A 23,132-nucleotide genomic window follows, 5' to 3' on the forward strand; every position below is an offset into this window, starting at 1 on the left:
CGAGCGCGGACGGCGCACGAGATCCGAGGTCTGCGGCCACTCTAGACGGCCGCCCGCTCCCTCCCGCGGAGGCGGTACCAGGTCGCGAACAGCGCGGCCGCGAGCAGCAGCTCGGCGCCGTCGCCCCCGTAGTACATCCACGTCGCGGCCTGCTGGGCGGCCTCCACGGCGTGCTCGCCCGTGTGGTCGTGCCCGCCCGGGTGGCCCGCACCGGCCCGTGCGTACAGGAGCTTGGCCAGGAACGCGTGCGTCCCGGCGGAGACGACCAGGACGGCCGTGCGGACCGCGAGGCCCGGGCGCCCGGGCGCGGGGTCGGGGCCCGCGATCGACCACGTGAGCAGGCACCCCGCCAGGAGCAGGTGGGTCAGCACGAGCGCGTTGACGGCGTCGTGCTCGCGCGTCCACCCGTACAGAGGCGTGAGGTAGAGCACCAGGACCCCGCCGGTGCTGAGCACGGCCGCCGTCGCGGGGTGGGACAGGACGTGGACGGGCCGCGAGCGCAGCACCCGCACCCAGCCGCGCGCCCGGCGCCGCGGCAGGCTCCCGAGCAGCGCCGTGAGCGGGGCGCCGAGCACGAGCCCCAGCGGCGCGTACATCCCCAGCAGCAGGTGCTGGAGCATGTGCAGCCGGTGGTCGTGCTGGGCGGCGCCGGCGACGGGCGGGCTCAGGGCGGCGGCGACGAGCACGGCGCCGGCCACCCACGCGACGGTCCGCCCCGGACGCCACCGCGGCAGCGTCGCGGGACGCGCGCCCACCGCCGCGGCGTAGCCGCCCACGAGCACGACGAGGGCCGACACCGGGAGCAGCCACGTGGCGCTCACGCGACCGCCCCCGGCGCGCCCCTGCTCACGCCGGCGGCGCCGCGCCCGCGATCCGGCGCGCGGCGCGGTGCGTGACCAGCGCCCCCGTGGCGAGCAGCGCGACGCCCGCGAGGTTCCAGGCGAGGTCGTACGGCAGGAGGTCGACGTCGTAGCGGACCTGGTGCAGGCGCAGCACCTTGTGGTCGACGATGCCGTCGAACAGCTGGAACGCCCCGGCGCCCAGGAGCAGGCCGCCGACCGCGGAGCGCGGCGCCAGGCCCCCGGTCCGCGACAGGTCGGCCACGAGGAAGAGGCCGCCGACGAGCATGACCAGCTCGGCCGCGTGCAGCAGGCCGTCGGTCAGGAGCGCGACCTCGGTGGTCGACCCGTCGTAGAAGTGGTGCCAGCCGAGGATCTGGTGGAAGACGATCTCGTCGACGGCCGCCATGACCGCCACGCCCAGGAGCAGGCCCGTGCGCACGGAGCGGCGGTGGTCGGGTCGAGCGGTGCCCGTGGTCTCCCGCGCCATGGCCGACCGGCGTCAGAGGTCCGTCGCGGCGAACGTGTCGCAGGTCGCCGGGTCGAGGGACTCGTACCCCGTCATGAACCAGCGCTGGCGCTGCTCGGCCGAGCCGTGCGTCCACGTGTGGGGGTTCACGTCGCCGCCGGACTGCTGCTGGATGTGGTCGTCGCCCACGGCCTCCGCCGCCGACAGGGCCTGGGCCAGCTGCTCGGGGCTGATCGGCTCGAGGAACACCGTGCCGGTGTCCGGGTCGACCTGGGAGGACGCCTGACCGGCCCACACGCCCGAGTAGCAGTCGGCCTGGAGCTCGACGCGCACCGAGTCGGACGTCGCCCCGGTCCCCTGGCGGTCGGCGCTGTCCATCACGCCCGTGAGGGCCTGGATGTGGTGGCCGTACTCGTGCGCGGTGACGTACATCTCCGCGAGCGGTCCGCCGGTCGCGCCGAACTGGCTCTCCAGCAGGTCGTAGAAGCCGAGGTCGAGGTAGATCGCCTGCTCCGGCGGGCAGTAGAACGGCCCGGTTGACGCGGTCGCGTTGCCGCACTGGGTCGACGTCGCCTGCTCGAACGCCCACACGTCGGGCTCCACGAAGGTCGCTCCGGCGGGCAGGGACTGCGCCCAGTGGGCGTCCAGGGACTGCACGGTCGCCGAGAGCCGGCACTCGCGCGAGGTGTTGGCCTCCTCGGCGGAGCACTCCTCGACGGTGCCGCGCTCCTCGCCGCCGCCCTGGATGCCCTCGAGCGCGGGGCCGACGTCGACGCCGGTGAACTGGAAGATGAGGAACGCGACGATGCCGAGGCCGATGCCGCCGCCCGCGACGGCGCCGCCGCGACGCCGCCGGGTGCCGACGCGGCCGCCCTCGAACCGGCCACCCTCGCTGAACGTCATGGCGGTCACCGTAGCGGCGGGCGGGCGGCCCGGCCCGTCGAGGTCGGTCGCGGTGGAGGGGCGGGTCCCTACTCGCCGACGCCGCGCGCGGCGAGCGCGTCGCCCGTGCGCCGCGCCCGTCCGACGGCGCGCACGGCGGCGGGTACCAGCACGGCCCGCGGGTCGCGTTCGAGCCCGCGGGCGCGGGCGGCGTCGCGCGCCTCGAGCGAGGTCTCGAGCAGGGCCGGCACGGCCCGGAGCATGAGCCCGACGGCGAGCGCGACGACCTCCGGGCGGAGCCCCACGTGGCGCAACGGGCGGGCGGCGCGTCCGAGCACGTCGAGCAGCCGGTCCGCCGGGGTGGTCGCGGTCAGGACGACCGCCACGACGACCACCGTGACGAGGTCGGCGGCCACCTCGACCGCGATCGCGGGACCCCGTCGCCACGCCTGGAAGCCGCCGACGAGGACCGCGACCACCAGGACGGGCAGCAGCTGGCGCAGCGTCGTGCGCAGCCGCAGGCGAGCCGACGCGGCGACCCCGAGTGCCCCGGCCAGCAGGGCCAGGCTCGGCCATGGCCCGGAGACCACGAGCACCGCCGCACCGACGGCCGCGAGGCCGAGCAGCTTCGTGCCCGCCGGCGCCCGGTGCAGCCACGACGCGCCGGGCTGGTGCAGGCCGAGCGGACCGGCCCACCGCAGGCGCTGGTGGCGCGGGTCGGCGGGACGCGCGGGCGGCGCGCTCACCGCGTCACCCCGGACATGAGCTCGACGTAGTGGTCCACGGCGTCGTCGGGGTCGCCGTCCGCCACGACCGCGCCCTCGTCGACCACGAGCACGCGCTCGGCACGCCGCGCCGCGGCCAGGTCGTGCGTGACCAGGAGCAGCTGCAGGTCGAGCGAGTCCAGGAGCGCGTCGACGGCGCGCCGCCAGCGCAGGTCCAGCAGGGTCGTCGGCTCGTCGCACACCAGCACGGCCGGCTCGGTGGCCAGCACCGCCGCGAGCGCCAGCAGCTGCTTCTGCCCGCCCGAGAGGGCGTGCACGGGGACGTCGGCCCGCTCGCCGAGCCCGTAGCGCGCGAGGACCTCGCGCGCCCGCTCGGCCCGCTCGTCGGCGGGCAGGTCCAGGCGGCGCAGGGAGAGCGCGACGTCCTCGACGGGGGTGGGCATGACGATCTGGGCGTCGGGGTCGGTGAAGGTGAAGCCGACGCGGCGCCGGACCGCGGCGCCGTCGCGCAGCGTGTCGAGCCCGTCCACGCGCACGGCGCCGGCCGACGGCAGCACGAGCCCGTTGACCAGGCGGGCGAGGGTGGACTTGCCCGAGCCGTTGGCACCGACGACGGCGACCCGGCGCTCGGCGAGCGTGAGCGTCGTCGGCGCGAGCAGCTCCACGACCTCGTCACGGTCACCGGCCGCCCACACCGTGACGGTCGCGTCGACCAGCTCGATCACGTCACGAGCCTACGGCCGCGCCCCGCGCTCAGCGCCGCCGCGCGCGCAGGTCCGGGAACGCCCGCAGCACGGCCGTGGCGACGACCGCCGCCAGCACGTTCTTCACGACGTCGCCCGGGAGGAAGGTCGCACCCGCGGCGATCGCCTCGCCGCCCGAGAGGCCCAGCCGCGCGCCCATGACGGTGATCCCGAGCGGGTGCACGACCAGCAGGCTCGCGGCGGTCGCGCTCGCGAAGAACGCGAGCGGGCGCAGCCCGGGACGCAGGTGCAGCGCGCGCGCGGAGAGCAGGCCGGCGACCAGCGCCGCGACCGGGAAGGCGAGCAGGTATCCCAGCGACACCTTGCCGAACGTCGCCAGGCCGCCCGTGCCCTCCGAGAAGACCGGGATCCCGGCGAACCCCACCGCGAGGTAGAGCAGGACGGCGAGGGCGCCCCGCACCGGGCCCAGGACGAGGGCCGCGAGCATCACGCCGAACGTCTGCAGCGTGATCGGCACGGCCATGCCGGGCAGGGTGATGGCGGGCAGCAGCGCGCAGACCGCGATGAAGGCCGCGAACGTGGCGACCAGGGCGACGTCGGTCGCGGCCGAGCTCCGGGCCGCGGGCAGGGGGAGCGCGGCCCCGGCGCGGCCGTCGTCGGGCAGGGCGGCCTCGGGCGTCGGGACCATGGTCCTCCAGACCTGCGGGTCGGTCACGGTACTGCGGTCGGCCGACCACGCTAGCCGGTCGTAGGATGGGTGGCGTTTGTGCCCGCCCACAAGGCGGCCGGGCGCCCGTCGGAGGAAACCTCAGTGATCACCGCACATGACGTCGAGCTGCGCATCGGCGTCCGCGTCCTCCTCGAGAAGGCGTCGTTCCGGATCGCCGCGGGCGACCGCGTCGGCCTCGTCGGCCGCAACGGCGCCGGCAAGACCACGCTGACGCGCGTCCTCGCGGGCGAGGGGCAGCCGACGTCGGGCCAGGTGGTGCGCACGGGCGACGTGGGCTACCTGCCGCAGGACCCGCGCACCGGCGACCTCGAGGTCGTCGCGATGGACCGCATCCTCTCGGCCCGCGGCCTGGACGACATCGTCCGGCGCATGCGCAGCACCGAGGGCGAGATGGCCAGCGCCGACGACGCCACCCGCGATGCGGCGATGGAGCGGTACTCCCGGCTCGAGGCCCGGTTCACCGCGGCCGGGGGGTACGCGGCCGAGAGCGAGGCCGGGCGCATCGCGTCCAACCTCGGGCTCGCCGAGCGCATCCTGGGCCAGCCGCTGAGCACCCTGTCGGGCGGCCAGCGGCGGCGCGTCGAGCTCGCCCGCATCCTGTTCTCGGGCGCCGAGACGCTGCTGCTCGACGAGCCCACCAACCACCTCGACGCCGACTCCGTCGTCTGGCTCCGCGAGTACCTCGGCTCCTACTCCGGCGGGTTCCTCGTCATCAGCCACGACGTCGACCTCGTGCGCCAGACCGTGAACAAGGTGTTCCACCTGGACGCCAACCGCGGCGAGCTGGACCAGTACAACCTCGGCTGGGACGCCTACCTGGCGCAGCGCGAGACGGACGAGCGCCGGCGCAAGCGCGAGCGGGCGAACGCCGAGAAGAAGGCCACGGTCCTGCTCGCGCAGGCGGACAAGATGCGGGCCAAGGCGACCAAGGCGACGGCGGCGCAGAACATGGCGCGCCGGGCCGAGCGGCTCCTGTCCGGCCTGGAGTCCGAGCGCGCGTCGGACAAGGTCGCGAAGCTGCGTTTCCCCGACCCCGCGCCGTGCGGGCGCACCCCGCTCACCGCCACCGGCCTGAGCAAGACCTACGGCTCGCTCGAGGTCTTCACGGACGTCGACCTGGCGATCGACCGCGGCAGCCGCGTCGTCATCCTGGGCCTCAACGGCGCCGGCAAGACCACCCTCCTGCGGCTCCTGGCCGGCGTCGAGACGCCGGACACGGGTGAGGTCGTGCCCGGTCACGGGCTCAAGCTCGGCTACTACGCGCAGGAGCACGAGACGCTGGACACCGAGCTGACGGTGGTCGAGAACCTGCGTCACGCGGCCCCCGACCTGGGCGACACGCAGGTGCGCTCGGTGCTCGGCTCGTTCCTGTTCTCGGGCGACGACGCCGACAAGCCCGTGCGGGTCCTGTCGGGCGGCGAGAAGACGCGCCTCGCGCTCGCGGCCCTGGTGGTGTCGTCGGCGAACGTCCTGCTCCTCGACGAGCCGACCAACAACCTCGACCCGGCGAGCCGCGCGGAGGTGCTCGACGCGCTGCGCGGCTACGCGGGCGCCGTCGTCATGGTCACGCACGACGAGGGCGCTGTGACCGCTTTGTCACCAGAACGGGTGGTGCTCCTGCCGGATGGGGACGAAGATCTATGGAACGACAGCTACGCGGACCTCATCTCGCTCGCGTGAGCTCGCCCGGCCCGGGCGACGTCGACCGGGTCGGACGCCGTCGGCCGGGCTCCCGTCCGGTGGCGGGCCACACCAACCTGGGGCCTGGAGGACGATGATGGGTACGAAGCTGCCGAAGGGGTCACGGATCACCGGCGAGGGTCGGCAAGATCTCGCCGCATCGCTCGTCGAGCGCTACAACCGCGGTGAGAGCATCCGTTCGATGGCCGAGGACATCGGCCGCTCGTACGGGTTCGTCCACGGCGTGCTCGTCGAGCAGGGCGTCACCATGCGGACCCGGGGTGGTGCCACGCGCGGTGCTGCCGCCGAGGCGCGCCGCGCTGCCCTCAAGGAGTCGCGCTCCTGACGTCGGCGGGACGCCCCGCGTCCTGCGCGTCGAGGAGGGCATCCTCCTCCTCCTCGGCGGTGGGACGACGACGGCGCGAGCCCTGGCCGGACGTGCCGGCGGGGCGCGTCCCGCCAGGGGTCTCGGCGTCGGGCTGGTCGACGTCGTCCGGATCGCCCTCCCGGACGACGCGCACCGCCAGCACCACGCCGGTCCCGAGCGCGCCCAGCGCGAAGACCCACCACTGGAACGCGTAGGACAGGTGCGAGCCCGGGTCGGTGCTGGGCGCGGGCAGGGCGCCCAGGCCCTCGGGACGCGCGCCGTCCTCGGAGGCGACGGCACCGTACGCGCGCAGCGTCGCGTCGGCCGGCCAGTCGCCCGCGTCCGCGCGCCCGGTGCCCGACAGCGTGCCCAGGGCGGCGTCGCGGACCTGGTCGGCATTGATGGCCTGGACCTGGCCGGCCGGGGCGTCGCGGGCCGAGGCGCGCTCGCCGGGCCGCAGGCGCACCACGACGTCGACCGGGCCGCCGGGCAGGGCGGGGACCTCCGCCGTCGTGCTGTCGTCGCCCAGCGGCACCCAGCCGCGGTCGACCACGAGCACCGAGCCGGCGAGCACGTCGTCCTGCAGCACGAGCGGGACCAGGACGTGGAACCCGGCCTGCCCGTCGACGGGGCGGTTGCGCAGCAGCACGGGTGCGGGCAGGTAGGTGCCGCGGACCCGGACCGGTCGCCACACGTCGGCTGGGTCGAGCTGCTCGCCCGGGCCGAGGAGGTCCGCCAGCGGCACCGGTGCGGCGTCGTAGTTCGCCTGCACGAGCGCGATGGCGGCGCTGCGGTCCTCGTGGCGACCCCACTGCCACAGCCCGGCGCCCGTGCAGCCGACGGCGACGACGAGGGCCACCAGCAGCGTCCGCGCGACCTGTCGCACGGTCGAACCGGTCGCGCTCACCCGTCGCCGGGCCCGAGCTCGTCGACCGGCACCGTGTCACGGTGGAACCCGCGCGCCCCCAGGAACTGCTCGAGGTGGGCCCGGTGGTCGTCGCACGCGAGCCAGACCTTGCGCCGGTCCCCGGAGTGCAGCCTGGGGTTGTTCCAGCGCAGGCCCCACGCGGCGTCGTCGCGGCAGCCGCGGGCGCTGCACAGCAGCTCCTGGGCCGGCTCGGTGTCGTTCGTGGTCACTGGTCCTGGCTCCGGGGGGACGTCGGGGGCAATGCGGTCGTCGTGGGTGCCGGCGGCAGGGCGCGTGTCGCGTCGTACGGGTCCACCGTCGCGCCGCGCTCCCGTCCGGCGTTCGCGAGCAGGACCGCGATGTAGGGCAGCACCACGGCGCCCGCGAGCAGGAGCCACCGGCTCCAGTGCTGGACGGTGACGGCCCCGATGAAGCACACGACCCGGATGCTCATCTGGATGAGGTAGCGGCGGGTCCGGCGCGCGATGTCGTCCGCCAGCGGCTCGGCGGCGCTCGTGATCCGCGGGACGGGCTCGGAGGCCCGGTCCGGTCGCCCGGACTCGCGCCGGGGGAGGCCTGTGCGGTTCACCTCCTGAGTTTATCCGCCGTTCGGTCCACGGGCGTCGGGGGCGGCCGCGGCGGGCCTTCGGCTACGTTCACTCCCGGGGCACCGGGCGTGCCGGTGGGCACCGGACCCCTCCCGACCGTCGACCTGAGTGGAGCAGACCTGTGCAGACCACGCCTCGCAGCGTGCTCGTGACCGGCGCCAACCGCGGCATCGGACGCGCCATCGCGGAGCGGTTCGTCGCCTCGGGGGACCGGGTCGCGACCATCTACCGCACGGGTGACCTGCCGCAGGGCGTGCTCGGCGTGGTCGGAGACATGACGGACACCGCCTCGATCGACGCCGCCTTCACCGAGGTCGAGGCCGCGCACGGGCCCGTCGAGGTGCTCGTCGCCAACGCCGGCGTGACGCGGGACCAGCTGCTGCTGCGCATGACCGACGAGGACTTCGAGCAGGTGCTCGACGTCAACCTGACGGGGACGTTCCGCTGCGTGCGCCGCGCCTCGAAGGGCATGATCCGGCTGCGGCGGGGCCGCATCGTGCTCATCTCCTCGGTGGTCGGGCTCTACGGCGGCGCCGGCCAGGTGAACTACGCGGCCTCCAAGGCCGGGCTCGTCGGCATGGCGCGGTCGATCACGCGCGAGCTCGGCGCGCGCGGCATCACGGCGAACGTCGTCGCGCCGGGGTTCGTCGAGACCGCGATGACCGCGGCGTTGCCGCCGGAGCGCCAGGAGGCCTACCGTGCAGCGATCCCGGCCGGACGCTTCGCGGATCCCGACGAGGTCGCCGGCGTGGTCCACTTCCTCGCGTCGTCCGACGCGGCGTACGTCAGCGGCGCGGTCGTGCCGGTCGACGGCGGCCTCGGCATGGGGCACTGACGGGTCACCACCACGACACTGCGTCGCCGCAGCGCGGACGGCGACCGCTCGACACTCGACGAAGGGAAGCGGCTCCATGGGTCTGCTCGACGGCAAGAAGCTCCTGGTCACCGGCGTCCTCATGGACAGCTCCATCGCCTTCCACGTCGCGCGGCTCGCGCAGCAGGAGGGTGCCGAGGTCGTCCTGACCTCGTTCGGCCGCCAGCTCCGCCTCACGCAGGCCATCGCCAAGCGCCTGCCCCACACCGCGCCGGTCGTGGAGCTCGACGCGACGTCGACCCAGGACCTGGAGGCGCTGGCCGACCGGGTCCGCGAGCACGTCGACCACCTGGACGGCGTCGTGCACTCCATCGGCTTCGCGCCCCAGTCGGTCATGGGCGGGAACTTCCTCGCGGGCGAGTGGGAGGACGTCGCGACGGCGCTGCACGTCTCCGCGTACTCGCTCAAGGCCCTCACGGTGGCCGCGCAGCCGCTCATGCCGCGCGGCTCCGCCGTCGTGGGGCTGACGTTCGACGCGCGGTACGCGTGGCCCGTGTACGACTGGATGGGTGTGGCGAAGGCGGCCTTCGAGTCCACGGCCCGCTACCTCGCGCGCGACCTCGGGCCGCAGGGCATCCGGGTCAACCTCGTCTCCGCCGGGCCCATCCGGACCACGGCGGCGAAGTCGATCCCCGGCTTCGAGGCCATGGAGGGCGGCTGGCCCGAGCGCGCACCGCTCGGCTGGGACGCGCACGACGCCGAGCCCACCGCCCGCGCCGTCGCGGCGCTGCTCTCGGACTGGTTCCCGGCCACGACCGGGGAGATCGTGCACGTCGACGGCGGCTTCCACGCGATGGGCCTGTGACGTGACGTCGCCGCGCCCGGGCGGGCGCCGCCTCGTGCTGCTGCGGCACGCGAAGGCCGAGGCCGGCACCGTGGCCGGCGACGCGCTGCGCCCGCTCGCACTCGCGGGCCGCGCGCAGTGCGTCACGGTCGGCGCCGCGCTGGCCGCGGCGGGGCACGTCCCCGAGCTCGTGCTCGTCTCGTCCGCCGTGCGCACCCGGCAGACGTGGGACCTGGTCCGGGGCTCGCTGCGCGGGTCCCCGGAGCCGGACGTCGTGATCACCGACGACCTGTACGACGCGGGCGTCTCGGAGCTCGTCGACCTGCTGCGCGGCGTCGACGGGCGCGTGGCGACGGTCCTCGTCGTGGGTCACGAGCCGACGATGTCCGCGGCGGCGGCCACGCTCGCACGCCCGGGCAGCGGGTCCGAGCGTGCCTTGGCCTCCGCACGGGCCGGGCTGCCGACGGCGGGCTTCGCGGTGCTCGACGTCGCGGACTGGGCGACCCTCGAGCCGGCCTCCGCGGTGCTCCTCGACGCGGTGCGACCGCCGGCCTAGCCACCGGCGCCCGGGCGCCGGGCGTGGCTCAGGCGCCCGTGGGGCGCCGCGGGAGGTGCTCCAGCACGGCGTCGAGCGGTGCGTCGAGGACCGCCACGTCGGCCTGCGCGCACACGACCGGCTTGGCGTTGAAGGCGATGCCGAGGCCCGCGGCCGCCAGCATCCCGAGGTCGTTGGCCCCGTCGCCGATCGCGACCGTCCGCTCCATCGGGACGCCGTGGGCCGCGGCGAGCTCGCGCAGGGCGCGCGCCTTGGCCTCGCGGTCCACGACGGGCCCGACGACGCGGCCGGTGAGGCGTCCGTCGGCGATCTCGAGCCGGTTCGCCCGCACGAAGTCGATGCCCAGGCGCGCCGCGAGGGGGTCGACCAGCTCGTGGAAGCCGCCCGAGACCAGGCCCACGGGCCAGCCGCGGTCGTGGAGCTCGGCGACCAGCCGCTCCGCGCCCGGCGTCAGCACCATGTCCGCGCGCACGGCGTCGAGCACCGCCACGGGCAGGCCCGCGAGGGTCGCGACCCGCTCGTGCAGCGAGGTGGCGAAGTCGATCTCGCCGCGCATGGCGCGCTCGGTGACGGCGGCGACCTCCTCGCGCGCCCCGGCGTGGGCCGCGAGCAGCTCGATGACCTCACCCGTGATGAGCGTCGAGTCGACGTCCATCACGACCACACGTACGTCCGCTGCTGGTGCCACGCGGTGCAGGGTAGCGGCGTGGCCGCCGTGGCCGCGGCGCGTCCGCCGACCGGGCGCCGGTGGGTGCGGGCTCAGCCCTCGACGACGGTCCCCTTGGGGACGACCGTGATGCCCGACTCCGTCACGGTGAAGCCGCGGGCCCGGTCGTGCTCGGCGTCGAGGCCGACGCGGGCCCGCTCCTTGACCACGACGTTCTTGTCGAGGATCGCGCGGTGCACCTGGGCGTGACGCCCCACGTCCGTGCCGTCCATGACGACCGAGTCGCTCACCGACGCCCACGAGTGCAGGTACACCCCGGGCGAGAGCACCGAGCCCGTGACCGTGGCACCCGAGACGATGACGCCCGGCGAGACGAGCGAGTCGGCCGCGTGGCCCATGCGCCCGGGACCGGCGTGGACGAACTTCGCGGGCGGCAGCTGCGCGTACCCGCTGAAGACGGGCCAGTCGGTGTTGTAGAGGTTGAACACCGGGTTGATCGAGATCAGGTCGATGTTGGCGTCGTAGTAGGAGTCCAGCGTCCCCACGTCGCGCCAGTAGTCGCGGTCGCGGTCGGTGGAGCCGGCGACGTCGTTCTTGATGAAGTCGTAGACGCCCGCGGTGCCGCGCTCGACGAAGTACGGCGCGATGTCGCCGCCCATGTCGTGGCGCGACGTCGGGTTGGCCGCGTCCTTGGTGACGGCCTCGACCAGGGCGTCGGCGTTCGCGACGTAGTTGCCCATCGAGGCGAGGATCTCACCGGGGGAGTCGGCGAGCCCGACCGGATCCGTCGGCTTCTCCAGGAAGGCGTTGATCTTCGTCGGGTCGTCCGCGCGGGTCTCGATGACGCCGAACTGGTCGGCGAGCGAGATCGGCTGCCGGATCGCCGCGACCGTGAACTCGGCGTCCGACGCGAGGTGCGCGTCGACCATCTGCTCGAAGTCCATCCGGTACACGTGGTCGGCGCCCACGACCACGACGACGTCGGGCCGCTCGTCGGTGATGATGTTGAGGCACTGGAAGATCGCGTCGGCGCTGCCCAGGTACCAGTGCTTGCCGACGCGCTGCTGCGCCGGCACGGGCGCGACGTAGTTGCCCAGCAGCGGCGACATGCGCCAGGTCTTGGCGACGTGCCGGTCGAGGCTGTGCGACTTGTACTGCGTCAGCACGACGATCTGCAGGTAGTGCGAGTTGACGAGGTTGGAGAGCGCGAAGTCGACCAGGCGGTACATCCCGCCGAACGGCACGGCCGGCTTGGCGCGGTCCGCGGTGAGGGGCATGAGGCGCTTGCCCTCACCACCCGCGAGGACGATTGCGAGGACGCGCGGCGCTGCCATACCCGTGACCCTAGGGGTGCTCGGGCCCGTCGGCCAGACGATCGGGTGCGTGGCGCGCTAGCGTGTCGTCGTGCGCGTCGACCTGCTGACCAGGGAGTACCCCCCGCACGTGTACGGCGGAGCCGGCGTGCACGTGGCGGAGCTCAGTGCGGTGCTCCGGCGCCACCTCGACGTGAGGGTGCGGTGCTTCGACGGCGCCCGCGCGGAGGCGGGGGTGGACGGCTACGACGTGCCCGCCGGTCTGGCCGAGCACAACGCCGCCCTGCGCACCTTCGGCGTGGACCTGCTCATGGCCGGGGACGTCGAGGGCGCCGACGTCGTGCACTCCCACACCTGGTACGCCAACCTCGGCGGTCACCTCGCGGGGCTGCTCCACGGCATCCCGCACGTCGTGAGCGCGCACAGCCTCGAGCCGCTGCGGCCCTGGAAGGCCGAGCAGCTCGGCGGCGGGTACGCGCTGTCCGGATGGGCGGAGCGGACGGCCTACGAGGGCGCCGCGGCGGTCATCGCCGTGAGCGCCGGCATGCGCGCCGACATCCTGCGCTGCTACCCCCAGGTCGACCCCGCCAAGGTGCACGTGGTGCACAACGGCATCGACCTCGCCGGCTGGCGGCGCCCGGAGACGGAGGAGGCCCTGGCGCGTGCCGACACGGTCGTGCGCGGGCTCGGCATCGACCCGGAGCGACCGGCGGTCGTGTTCGTCGGCCGCATCACGCGGCAGAAGGGCCTGCCCTACCTGCTGCGCGCCGCGGAGGCGCTGCCGCCGCAGGTGCAGCTGGTCCTCTGCGCGGGTGCGCCGGACACGCCGGAGATCGCCGCCGAGGTCGCAGGCCTGGTGTCCGACCTGCGCCAGCAGCGCGACGGCGTGGTGTGGATCGAGCAGATGCTCCCGCGCGAGGACCTCGTGGCGGTGCTCAGCGCCGGGACCGTGTTCGCGTGCCCGTCGGTGTACGAGCCGCTGGGCATCGTCAACCTCGAGGCGATGGCGTGCGGCCTGCCCGTGGTCGGCACGGCCACGGGCGGCATCCCCGAGGTCGTCGACGACGGCGTCACCGGCCTGCTGGTGCCGATCGAGCAGGTCCAGGACGGCACGGGCACGCCCGTGGACCCGGATCGGTTCGTCGCCGACCTCGCCGCCGCCCTCACCGCGCTCGCCACCGACCCGGCCCGCGCGGCCGAGATGGGCCGCGCGGCCCGACGACGCGTGGAGGACAACTTCGCGTGGGGCGCGATCGCCGAGCGGACGATCGAGGTCTACCGGTCGGTCCTCGCGGGGTCCTAGACCGCGATCGGCGGGCCGGCCGCCTGGGCGGTCGCCGCGGCGACCGCCCGCCGGGCCGCGTGGTCCACGTGGCGCAGCGCGGCCGACCGCTGGTCGGCCTGCCAGAGGTTGACGGCGCCGCCGTCGTCCACCGTCGCCAGGTCGACGACGGTGCGCAGCCGGACCGCGGTCGCCAGGACCCGCACCGCGCGTCCGGCGAGGCGGTCGGGCAGCGGCCAGCCCGGGTCCGCGTCGGAGCGCAGGGCCGCGATCGTGTCCGCCGCGTCCTCGCGCCAGCGCGCGACGTCGAGCTGGGCCAGCGCCTCGGTCGCGTCGCGCAGGCACTCCCGCAGGCTCCGCTCCGCCTCGCTCAGCGTCCCCACGATCCCGGGCAGCCGGGGGCGCCAGTCGGGCACCTCGTGCACGCGCCACGAGACGAGGTGGCCCGTGTCGTGCACCGAGCCGAACGCGATGATCTCCGGGACCGCGGCCCAGGCCCGCCCCTGCGCGTGCGCCAGGACGCACTCGCCCGCCTCGACGGCCTCGGCGGCGACCTCGGGCGGCAGCCCTGTGACGTCGCCGGGGACGGGCAGCAGGGCGGCCGCCGCCCGGGGGCCGGCGGCCCATGCGGAGAGCAGCTCGGCGAGCGTCCCGCCGTCGGGCACGCCGGGCACGACGGTCGTCCCGGCGCCCGTGACGACGTGCGGCTCGTCGTCGCCCTCGACCGCGGCGACGGCGCGCCGCAGCGGGTCGGCGCCGGCGCCGACACCCTGCAGCCACAGGGCCAGGAGGACGGACCGGGGGAGCTCGAGCGCGGGGTTCACGCGCTCCAGTGTGCCGCGCCGACGCGCGTGGTGCGGTGCCCCGGGGCGCACCGGCGCAGGTAGGGTCGGGCACCATGACAGCGGTGCTCGACCTCCAGGACGTGACCATCCGGCGGGGCCCCAAGACGATCCTCGACCGGGTCTCCTGGACCGTCCGCGACGGCGAGCGCTGGGTCGTGCTCGGCCGCAACGGCGCCGGCAAGACCACGCTGCTGCAGGTCGCCGCCGGGCGCATGCACCCCACGAGCGGCACCGCCCACGTCCTGGGCGAGCGGCTCGGGGCCGTCGACGTGTTCGAGCTCCGGCCGCGGATCGGCGTGGCCTCGGCCGCGCTCGCGGACCGCATCCCCGGCTCGGAGAAGGTGCTCGACGTCGTCCTCACGGCCGCCTACGGGATGACCGGGCGCTGGCGCGAGCAGTACGAGGCGCTCGACCACGAGCGCGCGCGCGTGCTGCTCGACGTGTTCGGCGTCGGCGACCTCGCCGACCGCACCTTCGGGACGCTCAGCGAGGGCGAGCGCAAGCGGACGCAGATCGCGCGCGCCCTCATGACCGACCCCGAGCTGCTGCTGCTCGACGAGCCGGCCGCGGGGCTCGACCTCGGCGGGCGCGAGGAGCTGGTCGGCGCGCTGGCGGAGCTCGCGGGCGACCACCGCTCTCCCGTCCTGGTCCTGGTCACGCACCACGTCGAGGAGATCCCCGAGGGCTTCACGCACGGGCTGCTGCTCAAGGACGGCGGGGTGCACGCCGCCGGTCCGCTCGACGAGGTGCTCACGGCCGAGCGGCTCTCGTCCACCTTCGACGTCGACCTCCAGGTCGAGCGGCACGCCGACGGCGGCCGCCGCGGCGCCCGCTGGAGCGCGCGCGCCCGCTGACCCGGGCCGGACCGGGCGGGACGGTCAGGACCGGTGAGCGCCGGTTCAAGACCGGGCAAAGTCCTGGCCTCGGCAGCACCATCCGGCGAGTAGGATGGTGACCACGGCTGAGGAGGTCCGATGGGCTGGGTGTGGTGGCTCGGAGCGGCGCTGCTGCTCGCCGTCATCGAGATGCTCTCGCTCGACCTCGTCCTGGTGATGTTCGCCGGCGGCGCCGCCGTCGCCGCGTTGCTGGCCGTCATGGGCTTCCCCGTGTGGGTGCAGATCGTCGGGTTCGCGGTCGCGTCCGGGCTGCTGCTCCTCGCGCTGCGGCCGTGGCTGCTGCGCCACCTGCGCCAGCGCGTGCCGCTCGTGGAGACCAACGTGCACGCGCTGGTCGGCCGGCCCGCGTTCGTGGTCGCCGAGGTCTCGGACCGAGCCGGGCGCGTCAAGCTCGCGGGCGAGGTGTGGAGCGCCCGCACGGACGGCGCGCGCCTGCTGGCGCCCGGCGAGACCGTCGTGGTGCAGCGCATCGACGGCGCGACGGCCGTCGTCGGGCCCTCCACCGATCCGCACGCCAGTGCCTCGCCCCTGCCACGCCCGACGGAGGAGACCTCGTGACCGAGACCAGCCCGCTCACCATCGCCGGGTACGTGCTGCTCGGCCTGCTCGTCCTGTTCGTGGTCATCGCGCTGGTCCGCTCCGTGCGGATCGTGCCGCAGGCGGTCGCGCTCATCGTCGAGCGGCTCGGCCGGTACTCGCGCACGCTCGACGCGGGGCTGCACCTGCTCATCCCGTTCGTCGACCGGGTGCGCGCCGCCGTGGACCTGCGCGAGCAGGTCGTCTCCTTCCCGCCGCAGCCTGTGATCACCTCGGACAACCTCGTGGTGAGCATCGACACCGTCATCTACTTCCAGGTGACCGAGCCGCGCTCGGCGGTCTACGAGATCGCCAACTACATCCAGGGCATCGAGCAGCTGACCGTCACGACCCTGCGCAACGTCGTCGGCTCGATGGACCTGGAGCAGACGCTCACCAGCCGCGACCAGATCAACGGCCAGCTGCGCGGCGTGCTCGACGAGGCCACCGGGCGCTGGGGCGTGCGCGTCAACCGCGTCGAGCTCAAGTCCATCGACCCGCCGCAGTCGATCCAGGGCTCGATGGAGCAGCAGATGCGCGCCGAGCGCGACCGTCGCGCGGCGATCCTCACCGCGGAGGGCGTCAAGCAGTCCCAGATCCTCACCGCCGAGGGCGAGAAGCAGGCCGCGATCCTGCGCGCCGAGGGCTCCGCGCAGGCGGCGATCCTCAACGCCGAGGGCGAGTCGCGCGCGATCCTGCAGGTGTTCGACGCGATCCACCGCGGCGACGCGGACCCGAAGCTGCTCGCCTACCAGTACCTGCAGATGCTGCCCGAGGTCGCGCGCTCGCAGTCGAACAAGATGTGGTTCATCCCGACCGAGTTCACCGCGGCGCTCAACGCCATCGGGAAGGGCTTCGGTGCGGCCACCGGCAGCGAGCTGGCCGCGGACTCCGGACGGCCCGCAGGCACGTCGCCGCTCGGTGACGACCTGCCGCCGTCGGCCCTCACCGAGCCGGCCGAGGCGCTCGCGGAGGCGCGGCGCCAGTCGGCGGCCGCGACCCAGGACGCGACGAGCGCGGGCACCCTCAGCGGGCGGCCCGTCGACCGGTCCCGGGAGGCCGGCCAGGGCGAGGGCGCACCGGCGCCGCTCCAGGATCCCGACGCCGACGCCGACGGCGGCGCGGGGCAGGGCGGCATCGCCCCACCGCCGTACCGCAGCTGACCCGTCCGCTACGCCCTGGGAAAACACGCGTGCCCGTGTCGGGGGCCGGGGCTAGGTTCGCGAGGTGACCTCCACCGAGCCGCGCACCGAGCCGCGCCGTCGCGGGGGCAGTGCTCTGGTCTCGCTCCTGGGCGAGCGCCTCGTCCCGTACCGCGCGTCGCTGGTCGTGGTGGTGCTGCTCCAGCTCGTCCAGGCGATCGCCAACCTGTACCTGCCCAGCCTCAACGCCGACATCATCGACGACGGCGTCGCGCGGGGGGACACGGGCACGATCCTGCGCCTGGGTGCGGTGATGCTGGCCGTCACGCTCGTGCAGGTGGCGTGCGCGATCGGCGCCGTCTACGTGGGCGCCCAGGTCGCGACCGCGCTCGGCCGCGACGTGCGCGCCGCCGTCTTCGACCACGTGCAGACCTTCTCGGCGCGCGAGGTCGGGCAGTTCGGCGCGGCGTCGCTGCTGACGCGTACGACGAACGACGTGCAGCAGATCCAGATGGTCGTGGTGATGAGCCTGACCGTCATCATCGCGGCGCCGGTGATGGTCGTCGGCGGGGTCGTCATGGCCCTGCGCGAGGACGTCGAGCTCTCCGGCCTGCTCGTGGTCGTCGTCCCGGTGCTGCTCCTCGTGCTCGGGCTCGGCGTCTCGCGGATGCGGCCGCTGTTCCGGACCATGCAGGCGCGGATCGACGGCATCAACCGGATCCTGCGGGAGCAGATCGGTGGGGTGCGCGTCATCCGGGCGTTCGTCCGCGACGCCCACGAGCGCGAGCGCTTCGACGTCGCGAACCGCGAGCTCATGGGCGTCGCGATCGGCGTCGGGCGCGTCATGGCCCTGCTGTTCCCCACCGTGATGCTGGTGACCAACGCCGCCGGTGTCGCGATCCTCTGGTTCGGCGGGCAGCGCATCGCCGAGGGGTCCATGGAGGTGGGCTCGCTGACGGCCTTCCTCAGCTACATGATGCAGATCCTCATGGCCGTGATGATGGCCGTGATGATGTTCATGATCGTGCCTCGCGCCGAGGTGTCGTCGGACCGGGTCCAGGAGGTCCTGCGCACGGCCACGAGCGTCGCCGTGCCGACCGAGCCGGTCACGACCCTGCCCGCGCGCCTCACCGTCGAGCTGCGCGACGTCGGTTTCCGGTACCCGGGCGCCGACGAGCCCGTGCTGCGCGACGTGAGCCTGCTGGCCGAGCCGGGGCGGACGACGGCGATCATCGGCTCGACCGGCTCGGGCAAGACGACCCTGCTGGAGATGATCCCGCGCCTGTCGGACGTCACCGCCGGAGCCGTGCTCGTCGGCGGGGTGGACGTGCGTGACCTGGCCCTGCAGACGCTCTGGAGCGCCATGGCGGTCGTGCCCCAGAAGCCGTACCTCTTCGCCGGCACGGTCGCCTCGAACCTGCGGTACGGCAAGGACGACGCGACCGACGACGAGCTGTGGCACGCGCTCGAGGTCGCGCAGGCCGCCGAGTTCGTGCGGGCGCTGGGCGGGCTCGACACGCCCGTCACGCAGGGCGGGACGAACGTCTCGGGCGGGCAGCGGCAGCGGCTGGCGATCGCCCGGGCGCTCGTGCGCCGGCCCGCCGTCTACCTGTTCGACGACTCCTTCTCGGCTCTGGACTTCGCCACCGACGCCGCCCTGCGGCGGGCGCTGGCGCCCGAGACGCGCGACGCCACCGTCATCGTGGTCGCGCAGCGCGTGAGCACCATCCGGACGGCCGACCGCATCGTCGTGCTGGATGCCGGTGCCGTCGTGGGTGCGGGGACCCACGACGAGCTCATGGCGGCGAACGAGACCTACCGCGAGATCGTCCTGTCCCAGCTGAGCGCGCAGGAGGCGGCGTGAGCACGCGCGAGGACGACGCGCGGACGCAGGAGGCGCCGGCCCCGCGCCCGCCGCAGCGCCCGCACGGGCCGATGGGGATGGCGGTGGGCATGCCCACCGCCAAGGCGAGCGACTTCCGCGGCTCGGCGCGGCGCATGCTCGGCGTGCTGCGGCCCGAGCGCGCGGTGCTCCTGGCGGTCCTGGGTCTGACGCTGGTCAGCGTCGCCCTGGGCGTCCTGGGGCCGCGCCTCCTCGGGCGCGCGACGGACATCGTCTTCGCCGGCTTCCTCGGCCAGTCGCTGCCCGCGGGCCTGACGCAGCAGGAGGCCGTCGAGCAGCTCCGCGCGAGCGGCCAGGAGCGGCTCGCCGACGTCGTCGCGGGCAGCGACGTCGTGCCCGGCCGGGGCGTGGACCTGGGCGCGCTGGGCCAGGTGCTGCTCGTGGTGCTCGCGCTCTACCTCGGGGCCTGGCTCTTCGGGTACCTCCAGGGGCTGCTCACCACGGGCGTGGTCCAGCGGGTCGTGTTCCGGATGCGTGAGGCGGTCGAGGCCAAGCTCGGCCGGCTCCCGCTCGCGCACCTGGACCGGCAGCCGCGCGGCGACCTGCTCTCGCGCGTCACCAACGACATCGACAACCTCGCGATGACGCTGCAGCAGACGCTGAGCCAGCTCATCACCGCGCTGCTGACGATCGTCGGCGTGCTCGTGATGATGTTCTGGATCTCGCCGGTCCTGGCGCTCATCGCGTTGGTCACGGTGCCCGTCGCGGCGCTCGTCACGGCGACCATCGCGAAGCGGTCGCGGCCGCAGTTCGTCGCGCAGTGGGCTCGCACCGGAACGCTCAACGCCCACGTCGAGGAGATGTACACCGGTCACGCGCTGGTCAAGGTGTTCGGCCGGCAGCAGCGGGCGTCCGAGGCCTTCCACGAGCAGAACGCCGCGCTGTACGACGCGAGCTTCCGGGCGCAGTTCATCTCCGGCATCATCCAGCCCGCGATGATGTTCGTCTCGAACCTGTCCTACGTCGCGATCGCCGTCGTCGGGGGCCTGCGGGTGGCGTCCGGGACGCTCACGCTCGGCGAGGTGCAGGCGTTCATCCAGTACTCGCGCCAGTTCACGCAGCCGATCACGCAGGTCGCGGCGATGATGAACCTGCTGCAGTCCGGGGTCGCGTCGGCCGAGCGCGTGTTCGAGGTGCTGGACGGACCGGAGCAGTCGCCCGAGCCGGCCGACGCGCCGCGTCCCGACCCGGTCCGGGGGCGCGTCGTCTTCGAGGACGTCTCCTTCTCCTACAACCCGGACCAGCCGCTCATCCACGGCCTGGACCTGGTCGCGGAGCCGGGCAGGACCATCGCCATCGTGGGCCCGACGGGGGCCGGGAAGACCACCCTGGTCAACCTGCTCCTGCGGTTCTACGAGCTCGACGGCGGCCGCATCACGCTCGACGGCGTGGACATCGCCGCGATGGACCGCGAGGTGCTCCGCGCCCAGATCGGCATGGTGCTCCAGGACACCTGGCTCTTCGGCGGCACCATCGAGGAGAACATCGCCTACGGCCGGGTCGGCGCCACGCACGAGGAGGTCGTCGCCGCGGCCGAGGTCGCCTACGTCGACCGCTTCGTGCGGACGCTGCCGCACGGCTACGACACGGTGATCGACGACGAGGGCAGCAACGTCAGCGCGGGGGAGAAGCAGCTCCTGACCATCGCCCGGGCGTTCCTCGCCGACCCGGCCATCCTCGTGCTCGACGAGGCGACGTCGTCGGTGGACACCCGCACGGAGGTGCTGGTCCAGCACGCGATGGCGCGGCTCCGCACGGGACGGACGTCGTTCGTCATCGCGCACCGGCTCTCGACCATCCGGGACGCCGACCTGATCCTCGTCATGGCCGACGGGGCGATCGTCGAGCAGGGCACCCACGACGAGCTGCTCCACGCCGGTGGCGAGTACGCGCGCCTGTACGCGAGCCAGTTCACCGCGGCGGCCGCACCCGTGGAGTGACGCCGTTGGCATGGCCTGGCTAATGGAGTTAGCCTCAGCACTATGACCAGTAGCCAAGCGTCCCCCTCGGGTGTCCCCGCAGCTCCCGTCCACCACCTGACGCGCCCCGAGGGCCGGGTCACCTACACCGACACCGGTCAGGGCCCGCTCGTCGTGGCGGTCCCCGGGATCGGCGACCTGCGCGCCACCTACGACGACGTCGCCCCGCGGCTCGTCGCCGCCGGCTACCGCGTCGTGGTGTCCGACGTGCGCGGCCACGGCGACAGCGACACGACCTTCACCGAACACGGCGACGAGGCGACGGCCTCGGACCTCGCCGCGCTGGTCGAGCACCTCGGGGCCGGACCCGCCGTGCTGCTCGGGAGCTCGATGGGCGCGTCCGCCGCCGTCGTCGTCGCGGCCGACCGCCCCGAGCTCGTCCGCGGCCTCGTGCTGCTCGACGGCTTCCTGCGCGAGCCCGCGTCACCGGCGCGGCAGCGCCTCATGCGGCTCGGGTACCGCGTGCTGCTGGCGCGCCCGTGGGGCGCGGCGGCGTGGAGCGCGATCTACGGCACCCTGACGAGGAAGCGCCCGATCCCGCGCCTGGCCGAGCACCGGGCGGCGCTGCGCGCGAGCCTGCGCGACCCGGCGCGGCTGCGGTCGTTCCGGGACCTCTGCCTCCAGCTGGACCACCGCGTCGTGGAGCCGCGCGTCGCCCGGGTCCGGGCGCCGGCGCTCGCGGTCTTCGGCGCGCTCGACCCCGACTACGCCGACCCGGCGGCCGAGGCGGCGTGGGCCGGCGAGGCGCTCGGCGCCACGGTGCTCCTCCTGCCCGGCGTGGGCCACTACCCCCAGCTCGAGGCGCCCGACGAGGTCGTAGCCGCGGTGCTCGACCACCTGGCGGCGCTCCCGCCCGTGGTCGGAGCGGCGGGCGGCGCGCGTGGCTAGGGCCGGGCTCTCGACCGAGGCCGTCGTGCGGATCGCGCTCGAGCTCGTCGACGGCGGTGGTCCCGAGGGCTTCGCCGAGCTGTCGCTCGCGAAGGTGGCGGCGCAGGCCGGGGTCGCGACGCCGAGCCTCTACAAGCACGTCGGCTCGCTCGGCGCCCTGCGGCGCGAGGTCTGCGTCGTCGCGGTCGAGGACCTCGCGCAGGCGGTGGCCGCCGCGACGGTGGGTCGCGCGGGTCCCGACGCCGTCGTCGCGCTGGCCCACGCCATGCGCCACTACGCGCTCACCCGGCCCGGCCGCTGGGCCGCGGTGCAGGCGGCGCCCGACCCGCAGGAGCCGGCCGACGCCGCGCTGCGGGCGGCGGCGGAGCGCCTCGTCGCCACCATCGCGGCCGTGCTGCGCGGCTACGGGCTCCCCGAGGAGCGCACCGTCGACGCGATCCGCTCGGTGCGTGCGAGCATCCACGGCTTCGTCACGCTGGAGCTCGCCGGCGGCTTCCGGCTGCCCGACGACCTCGACGCGAGCTTCGCGACGCACGTGCGGATGATGCTCGCGGGCCTGGACGCCATCGCCGGCGAGGGATGAGGACCGCGGCCGCGCGTTCCCTGGGAGGATGTGACCCGTGCCCGTCCTGCGTGTGACCGACCCCCACGACGAGCGGCTGGCGGACTACACGCGCCTGACCGACGTCGCCCTGCGTGCCAAGCACGAGCCCGCCAAGGGCCTGTACATCGCGGAGAGCTCGACCGTGATCCGGCGGGCCGTCGCCGCGGGTCACCGGCCGCGCTCGTTCCTCATGGCGGACAGGTGGCTGCCGGACCTCGCGCCGCTGCTCGAGGAGGCCGGCGCGGGCGAGGGTGGCGACGTGCCGGTCTACGTCGCCGAGCCGGACGTGCTCGAGGGCATCACCGGGTTCCACCTGCACCGCGGTGCGCTCGCGGCCATGCACCGGCCGCCGCTGGCGAGCGTCCACGCGCTGCTCGCGGGCGCCCGCGGCGGGGCGGGCGCGCGGCGTGTCGCGGTGCTCGAGGACATCGTCGACCACACCAACGTCGGCGCGATCTTCCGCAGTGCGGCGGGCCTCGGCGTCGACGCCGTCCTCGTCTCGCCGCGCTGCGCGGACCCGCTGTACCGGCGCAGCGTGCGCGTCTCGATGGGGACCGTCTTCCAGGTCCCCTGGACGCGCCTCGAGTCGTGGCCGGGCGGCCTGGACGACCTGCGCGCCGACGGGTTCACGGTGGCGGCCCTCGCGCTCGCGGAGGACGCCGTGACCCTCGACGCGCTCGCGGCCGAGCCGCCGGACCGGCTCGCGATGGTGCTGGGCACCGAGGGCGACGGCCTCTCGCGCGCCGCGGTGTCGGCGGCGGACGTCGTCGTCCGCATCCCCATGGCCGGCGACGTCGACTCGCTCAACGTCGCGGCGGCGTCGGCCGTCGCGTTCTGGGCGCTGCGCTGAGGTCCGAGACGCACATCTGCACCGAGGACGTCCATGCGTATGTGCGTCCTCGATGCGAGAGT

Annotated in this window: 26 protein-coding genes; 14 read left to right on the plus strand and 12 right to left on the minus strand. The window is 74.7% G+C overall.

The genetic code is table 11. The features are described 5' to 3' along the window. Window positions 1-41: 41 nt before the first annotated feature. From H2O74_RS06910 to H2O74_RS06935, 6 genes are all read right to left on the minus strand, one after another. Complete coding sequence (locus H2O74_RS06910; protein ID WP_182113707.1) at window positions 42-821, minus strand: cytochrome c oxidase assembly protein; 780 nt, start codon at window positions 819-821, stop codon at window positions 42-44. A gap of 25 nt (window positions 822-846) precedes the next feature. Beyond that, window positions 847-1,329, minus strand: coding sequence for a DUF2243 domain-containing protein (locus H2O74_RS06915; RefSeq protein WP_182113708.1), 483 nt, complete (start codon window positions 1,327-1,329; stop codon window positions 847-849). Window positions 1,330-1,341: 12 nt separating this feature from the next. Then, window positions 1,342-2,211 (minus strand): neutral zinc metallopeptidase, encoded by an 870-nt coding sequence (locus H2O74_RS06920; RefSeq protein WP_182113709.1) that lies wholly within the window; start codon window positions 2,209-2,211, stop codon window positions 1,342-1,344. A 68-nt stretch (window positions 2,212-2,279) separates the two neighbouring features. After that, window positions 2,280-2,936: an energy-coupling factor transporter transmembrane component T gene (locus tag H2O74_RS06925; RefSeq protein ID WP_255491840.1), complete on the minus strand. Its 657-nt coding sequence runs from the start codon at window positions 2,934-2,936 to the stop codon at window positions 2,280-2,282. Continuing rightward, entirely contained in the window at window positions 2,933-3,640 is a 708-nt protein-coding gene (locus tag H2O74_RS06930) for an energy-coupling factor ABC transporter ATP-binding protein (protein WP_182113710.1), read from the minus strand. The genes H2O74_RS06925 and H2O74_RS06930 overlap by 4 nt, the downstream gene beginning before the upstream one ends. A 28-nt stretch (window positions 3,641-3,668) precedes the next feature. Beyond that, window positions 3,669-4,334 carry a biotin transporter BioY gene (locus H2O74_RS06935; protein WP_255491841.1) on the minus strand — a complete coding sequence of 222 codons (666 nt, stop codon included), beginning with the start codon at window positions 4,332-4,334 and terminating at the stop codon, window positions 3,669-3,671. A gap of 96 nt (window positions 4,335-4,430) precedes the next feature. Here H2O74_RS06935 and H2O74_RS06940 point away from each other — a divergent pair, with 96 nt between their 5' ends. Together H2O74_RS06940 and H2O74_RS06945 are read left to right on the plus strand one after the other, a co-directional pair. Beyond that, window positions 4,431-6,029 (plus strand): ABC-F family ATP-binding cassette domain-containing protein, encoded by a 1,599-nt coding sequence (locus tag H2O74_RS06940; protein ID WP_182113711.1) that lies wholly within the window; start codon window positions 4,431-4,433, stop codon window positions 6,027-6,029. A 97-nt stretch (window positions 6,030-6,126) separates the two neighbouring features. Beyond that, window positions 6,127-6,375 carry a helix-turn-helix domain-containing protein gene (locus tag H2O74_RS06945; RefSeq protein WP_182113712.1) on the plus strand — a complete coding sequence of 83 codons (249 nt, stop codon included), beginning with the start codon at window positions 6,127-6,129 and terminating at the stop codon, window positions 6,373-6,375. On the opposite strand, the gene H2O74_RS06950 is transcribed toward H2O74_RS06945, so the two are convergent. The 3 genes from H2O74_RS06950 to H2O74_RS06960 are packed head-to-tail and all read right to left on the minus strand — an operon-like array spanning window position 6,356 to window position 7,892. Beyond that, on the minus strand, window positions 6,356-7,282 hold the full coding sequence (locus tag H2O74_RS06950) for an SURF1 family protein (RefSeq protein WP_255491842.1): 927 nt from the start codon (window positions 7,280-7,282) through the stop codon (window positions 6,356-6,358). The two genes, H2O74_RS06945 and H2O74_RS06950, sit on opposite strands and share 20 nt — an antisense overlap. Window positions 7,283-7,299: 17 nt before the next feature. After that, window positions 7,300-7,533 (minus strand): hypothetical protein, encoded by a 234-nt coding sequence (locus H2O74_RS06955; RefSeq protein ID WP_182113714.1) that lies wholly within the window; start codon window positions 7,531-7,533, stop codon window positions 7,300-7,302. After that, on the minus strand, window positions 7,530-7,892 hold the full coding sequence (locus tag H2O74_RS06960) for a DUF3099 domain-containing protein (protein WP_182113715.1): 363 nt from the start codon (window positions 7,890-7,892) through the stop codon (window positions 7,530-7,532). Before H2O74_RS06960 ends, H2O74_RS06955 begins: the two co-directional genes overlap by 4 nt. A gap of 140 nt (window positions 7,893-8,032) precedes the next feature. Here H2O74_RS06960 and fabG point away from each other — a divergent pair, with 140 nt between their 5' ends. The 3 genes from fabG (at window position 8,033) to H2O74_RS06975 (ending at window position 10,125) form a co-directional block, all read left to right on the plus strand. Continuing rightward, window positions 8,033-8,746, plus strand: coding sequence for a 3-oxoacyl-ACP reductase FabG (fabG, locus tag H2O74_RS06965; protein WP_182113716.1), 714 nt, complete (start codon window positions 8,033-8,035; stop codon window positions 8,744-8,746). A gap of 76 nt (window positions 8,747-8,822) precedes the next feature. Then, a complete protein-coding gene (gene fabI / locus H2O74_RS06970) occupies window positions 8,823-9,590 on the plus strand; it encodes an enoyl-ACP reductase FabI (protein WP_182113717.1) in 768 nt (255 codons plus the stop codon). Window position 9,591: 1 nt separating this feature from the next. Next, window positions 9,592-10,125, plus strand: a complete 534-nt coding sequence (locus H2O74_RS06975) for a histidine phosphatase family protein (protein ID WP_182113718.1) — start codon at window positions 9,592-9,594, stop codon at window positions 10,123-10,125. A 28-nt stretch (window positions 10,126-10,153) separates the two neighbouring features. Here the strand turns inward: H2O74_RS06975 and serB are convergent, their stop codons facing one another. Both serB and H2O74_RS06985 read right to left on the minus strand, forming a co-directional pair. Further along, entirely contained in the window at window positions 10,154-10,813 is a 660-nt protein-coding gene (gene serB, locus H2O74_RS06980; protein WP_255491843.1) for a phosphoserine phosphatase SerB, read from the minus strand. A gap of 71 nt (window positions 10,814-10,884) precedes the next feature. Beyond that, window positions 10,885-12,126, minus strand: coding sequence for a glucose-1-phosphate adenylyltransferase (locus tag H2O74_RS06985; protein ID WP_182113719.1), 1,242 nt, complete (start codon window positions 12,124-12,126; stop codon window positions 10,885-10,887). A gap of 70 nt (window positions 12,127-12,196) precedes the next feature. Between H2O74_RS06985 and glgA the strand changes: the two genes are divergently transcribed. Further along, window positions 12,197-13,408, plus strand: coding sequence for a glycogen synthase (gene glgA, locus H2O74_RS06990; RefSeq protein ID WP_182113720.1), 1,212 nt, complete (start codon window positions 12,197-12,199; stop codon window positions 13,406-13,408). Here glgA and H2O74_RS06995 read toward each other — a convergent pair. Further along, the gene (locus H2O74_RS06995; RefSeq protein WP_182113721.1) at window positions 13,405-14,211 is read right to left on the minus strand and encodes a hypothetical protein; all 807 of its coding nucleotides are present in this window, start codon (window positions 14,209-14,211) and stop codon (window positions 13,405-13,407) included. The two genes, glgA and H2O74_RS06995, sit on opposite strands and share 4 nt — an antisense overlap. Before the next feature lie 74 nt (window positions 14,212-14,285). Between H2O74_RS06995 and H2O74_RS07000 the strand changes: the two genes are divergently transcribed. The 8 genes from H2O74_RS07000 to H2O74_RS07035 all read left to right on the plus strand — a co-directional run bounded on the left by H2O74_RS07000 (window position 14,286) and on the right by H2O74_RS07035 (window position 23,070). Beyond that, window positions 14,286-15,086, plus strand: coding sequence for an ABC transporter ATP-binding protein (locus tag H2O74_RS07000; protein ID WP_182113722.1), 801 nt, complete (start codon window positions 14,286-14,288; stop codon window positions 15,084-15,086). A gap of 120 nt (window positions 15,087-15,206) precedes the next feature. Beyond that, window positions 15,207-15,686 carry an NfeD family protein gene (locus H2O74_RS07005; RefSeq protein ID WP_182113723.1) on the plus strand — a complete coding sequence of 160 codons (480 nt, stop codon included), beginning with the start codon at window positions 15,207-15,209 and terminating at the stop codon, window positions 15,684-15,686. Continuing rightward, the gene (locus tag H2O74_RS07010; protein WP_182113724.1) at window positions 15,683-16,867 is read left to right on the plus strand and encodes an SPFH domain-containing protein; all 1,185 of its coding nucleotides are present in this window, start codon (window positions 15,683-15,685) and stop codon (window positions 16,865-16,867) included. Before H2O74_RS07005 ends, H2O74_RS07010 begins: the two co-directional genes overlap by 4 nt. Before the next feature lie 64 nt (window positions 16,868-16,931). Next, window positions 16,932-18,710 carry an ABC transporter ATP-binding protein gene (locus H2O74_RS07015; protein ID WP_255491844.1) on the plus strand — a complete coding sequence of 593 codons (1,779 nt, stop codon included), beginning with the start codon at window positions 16,932-16,934 and terminating at the stop codon, window positions 18,708-18,710. A gap of 89 nt (window positions 18,711-18,799) precedes the next feature. Next, window positions 18,800-20,689 carry an ABC transporter ATP-binding protein gene (locus H2O74_RS07020; protein WP_220458051.1) on the plus strand — a complete coding sequence of 630 codons (1,890 nt, stop codon included), beginning with the start codon at window positions 18,800-18,802 and terminating at the stop codon, window positions 20,687-20,689. A gap of 42 nt (window positions 20,690-20,731) precedes the next feature. Continuing rightward, complete coding sequence (locus H2O74_RS07025; protein ID WP_182113725.1) at window positions 20,732-21,616, plus strand: alpha/beta fold hydrolase; 885 nt, start codon at window positions 20,732-20,734, stop codon at window positions 21,614-21,616. Further along, a complete protein-coding gene (locus H2O74_RS07030; RefSeq protein WP_182113726.1) occupies window positions 21,609-22,199 on the plus strand; it encodes a TetR/AcrR family transcriptional regulator in 591 nt (196 codons plus the stop codon). The genes H2O74_RS07025 and H2O74_RS07030 overlap by 8 nt, the downstream gene beginning before the upstream one ends. A gap of 37 nt (window positions 22,200-22,236) precedes the next feature. Beyond that, window positions 22,237-23,070, plus strand: a complete 834-nt coding sequence (locus H2O74_RS07035) for an RNA methyltransferase (RefSeq protein ID WP_182113727.1) — start codon at window positions 22,237-22,239, stop codon at window positions 23,068-23,070. Window positions 23,071-23,132 lie beyond the last annotated feature (62 nt).

Source organism: Actinotalea sp. JY-7876, from assembly GCF_014042015.1.
Lineage (GTDB): Bacteria > Actinomycetota > Actinomycetes > Actinomycetales > Cellulomonadaceae > Actinotalea.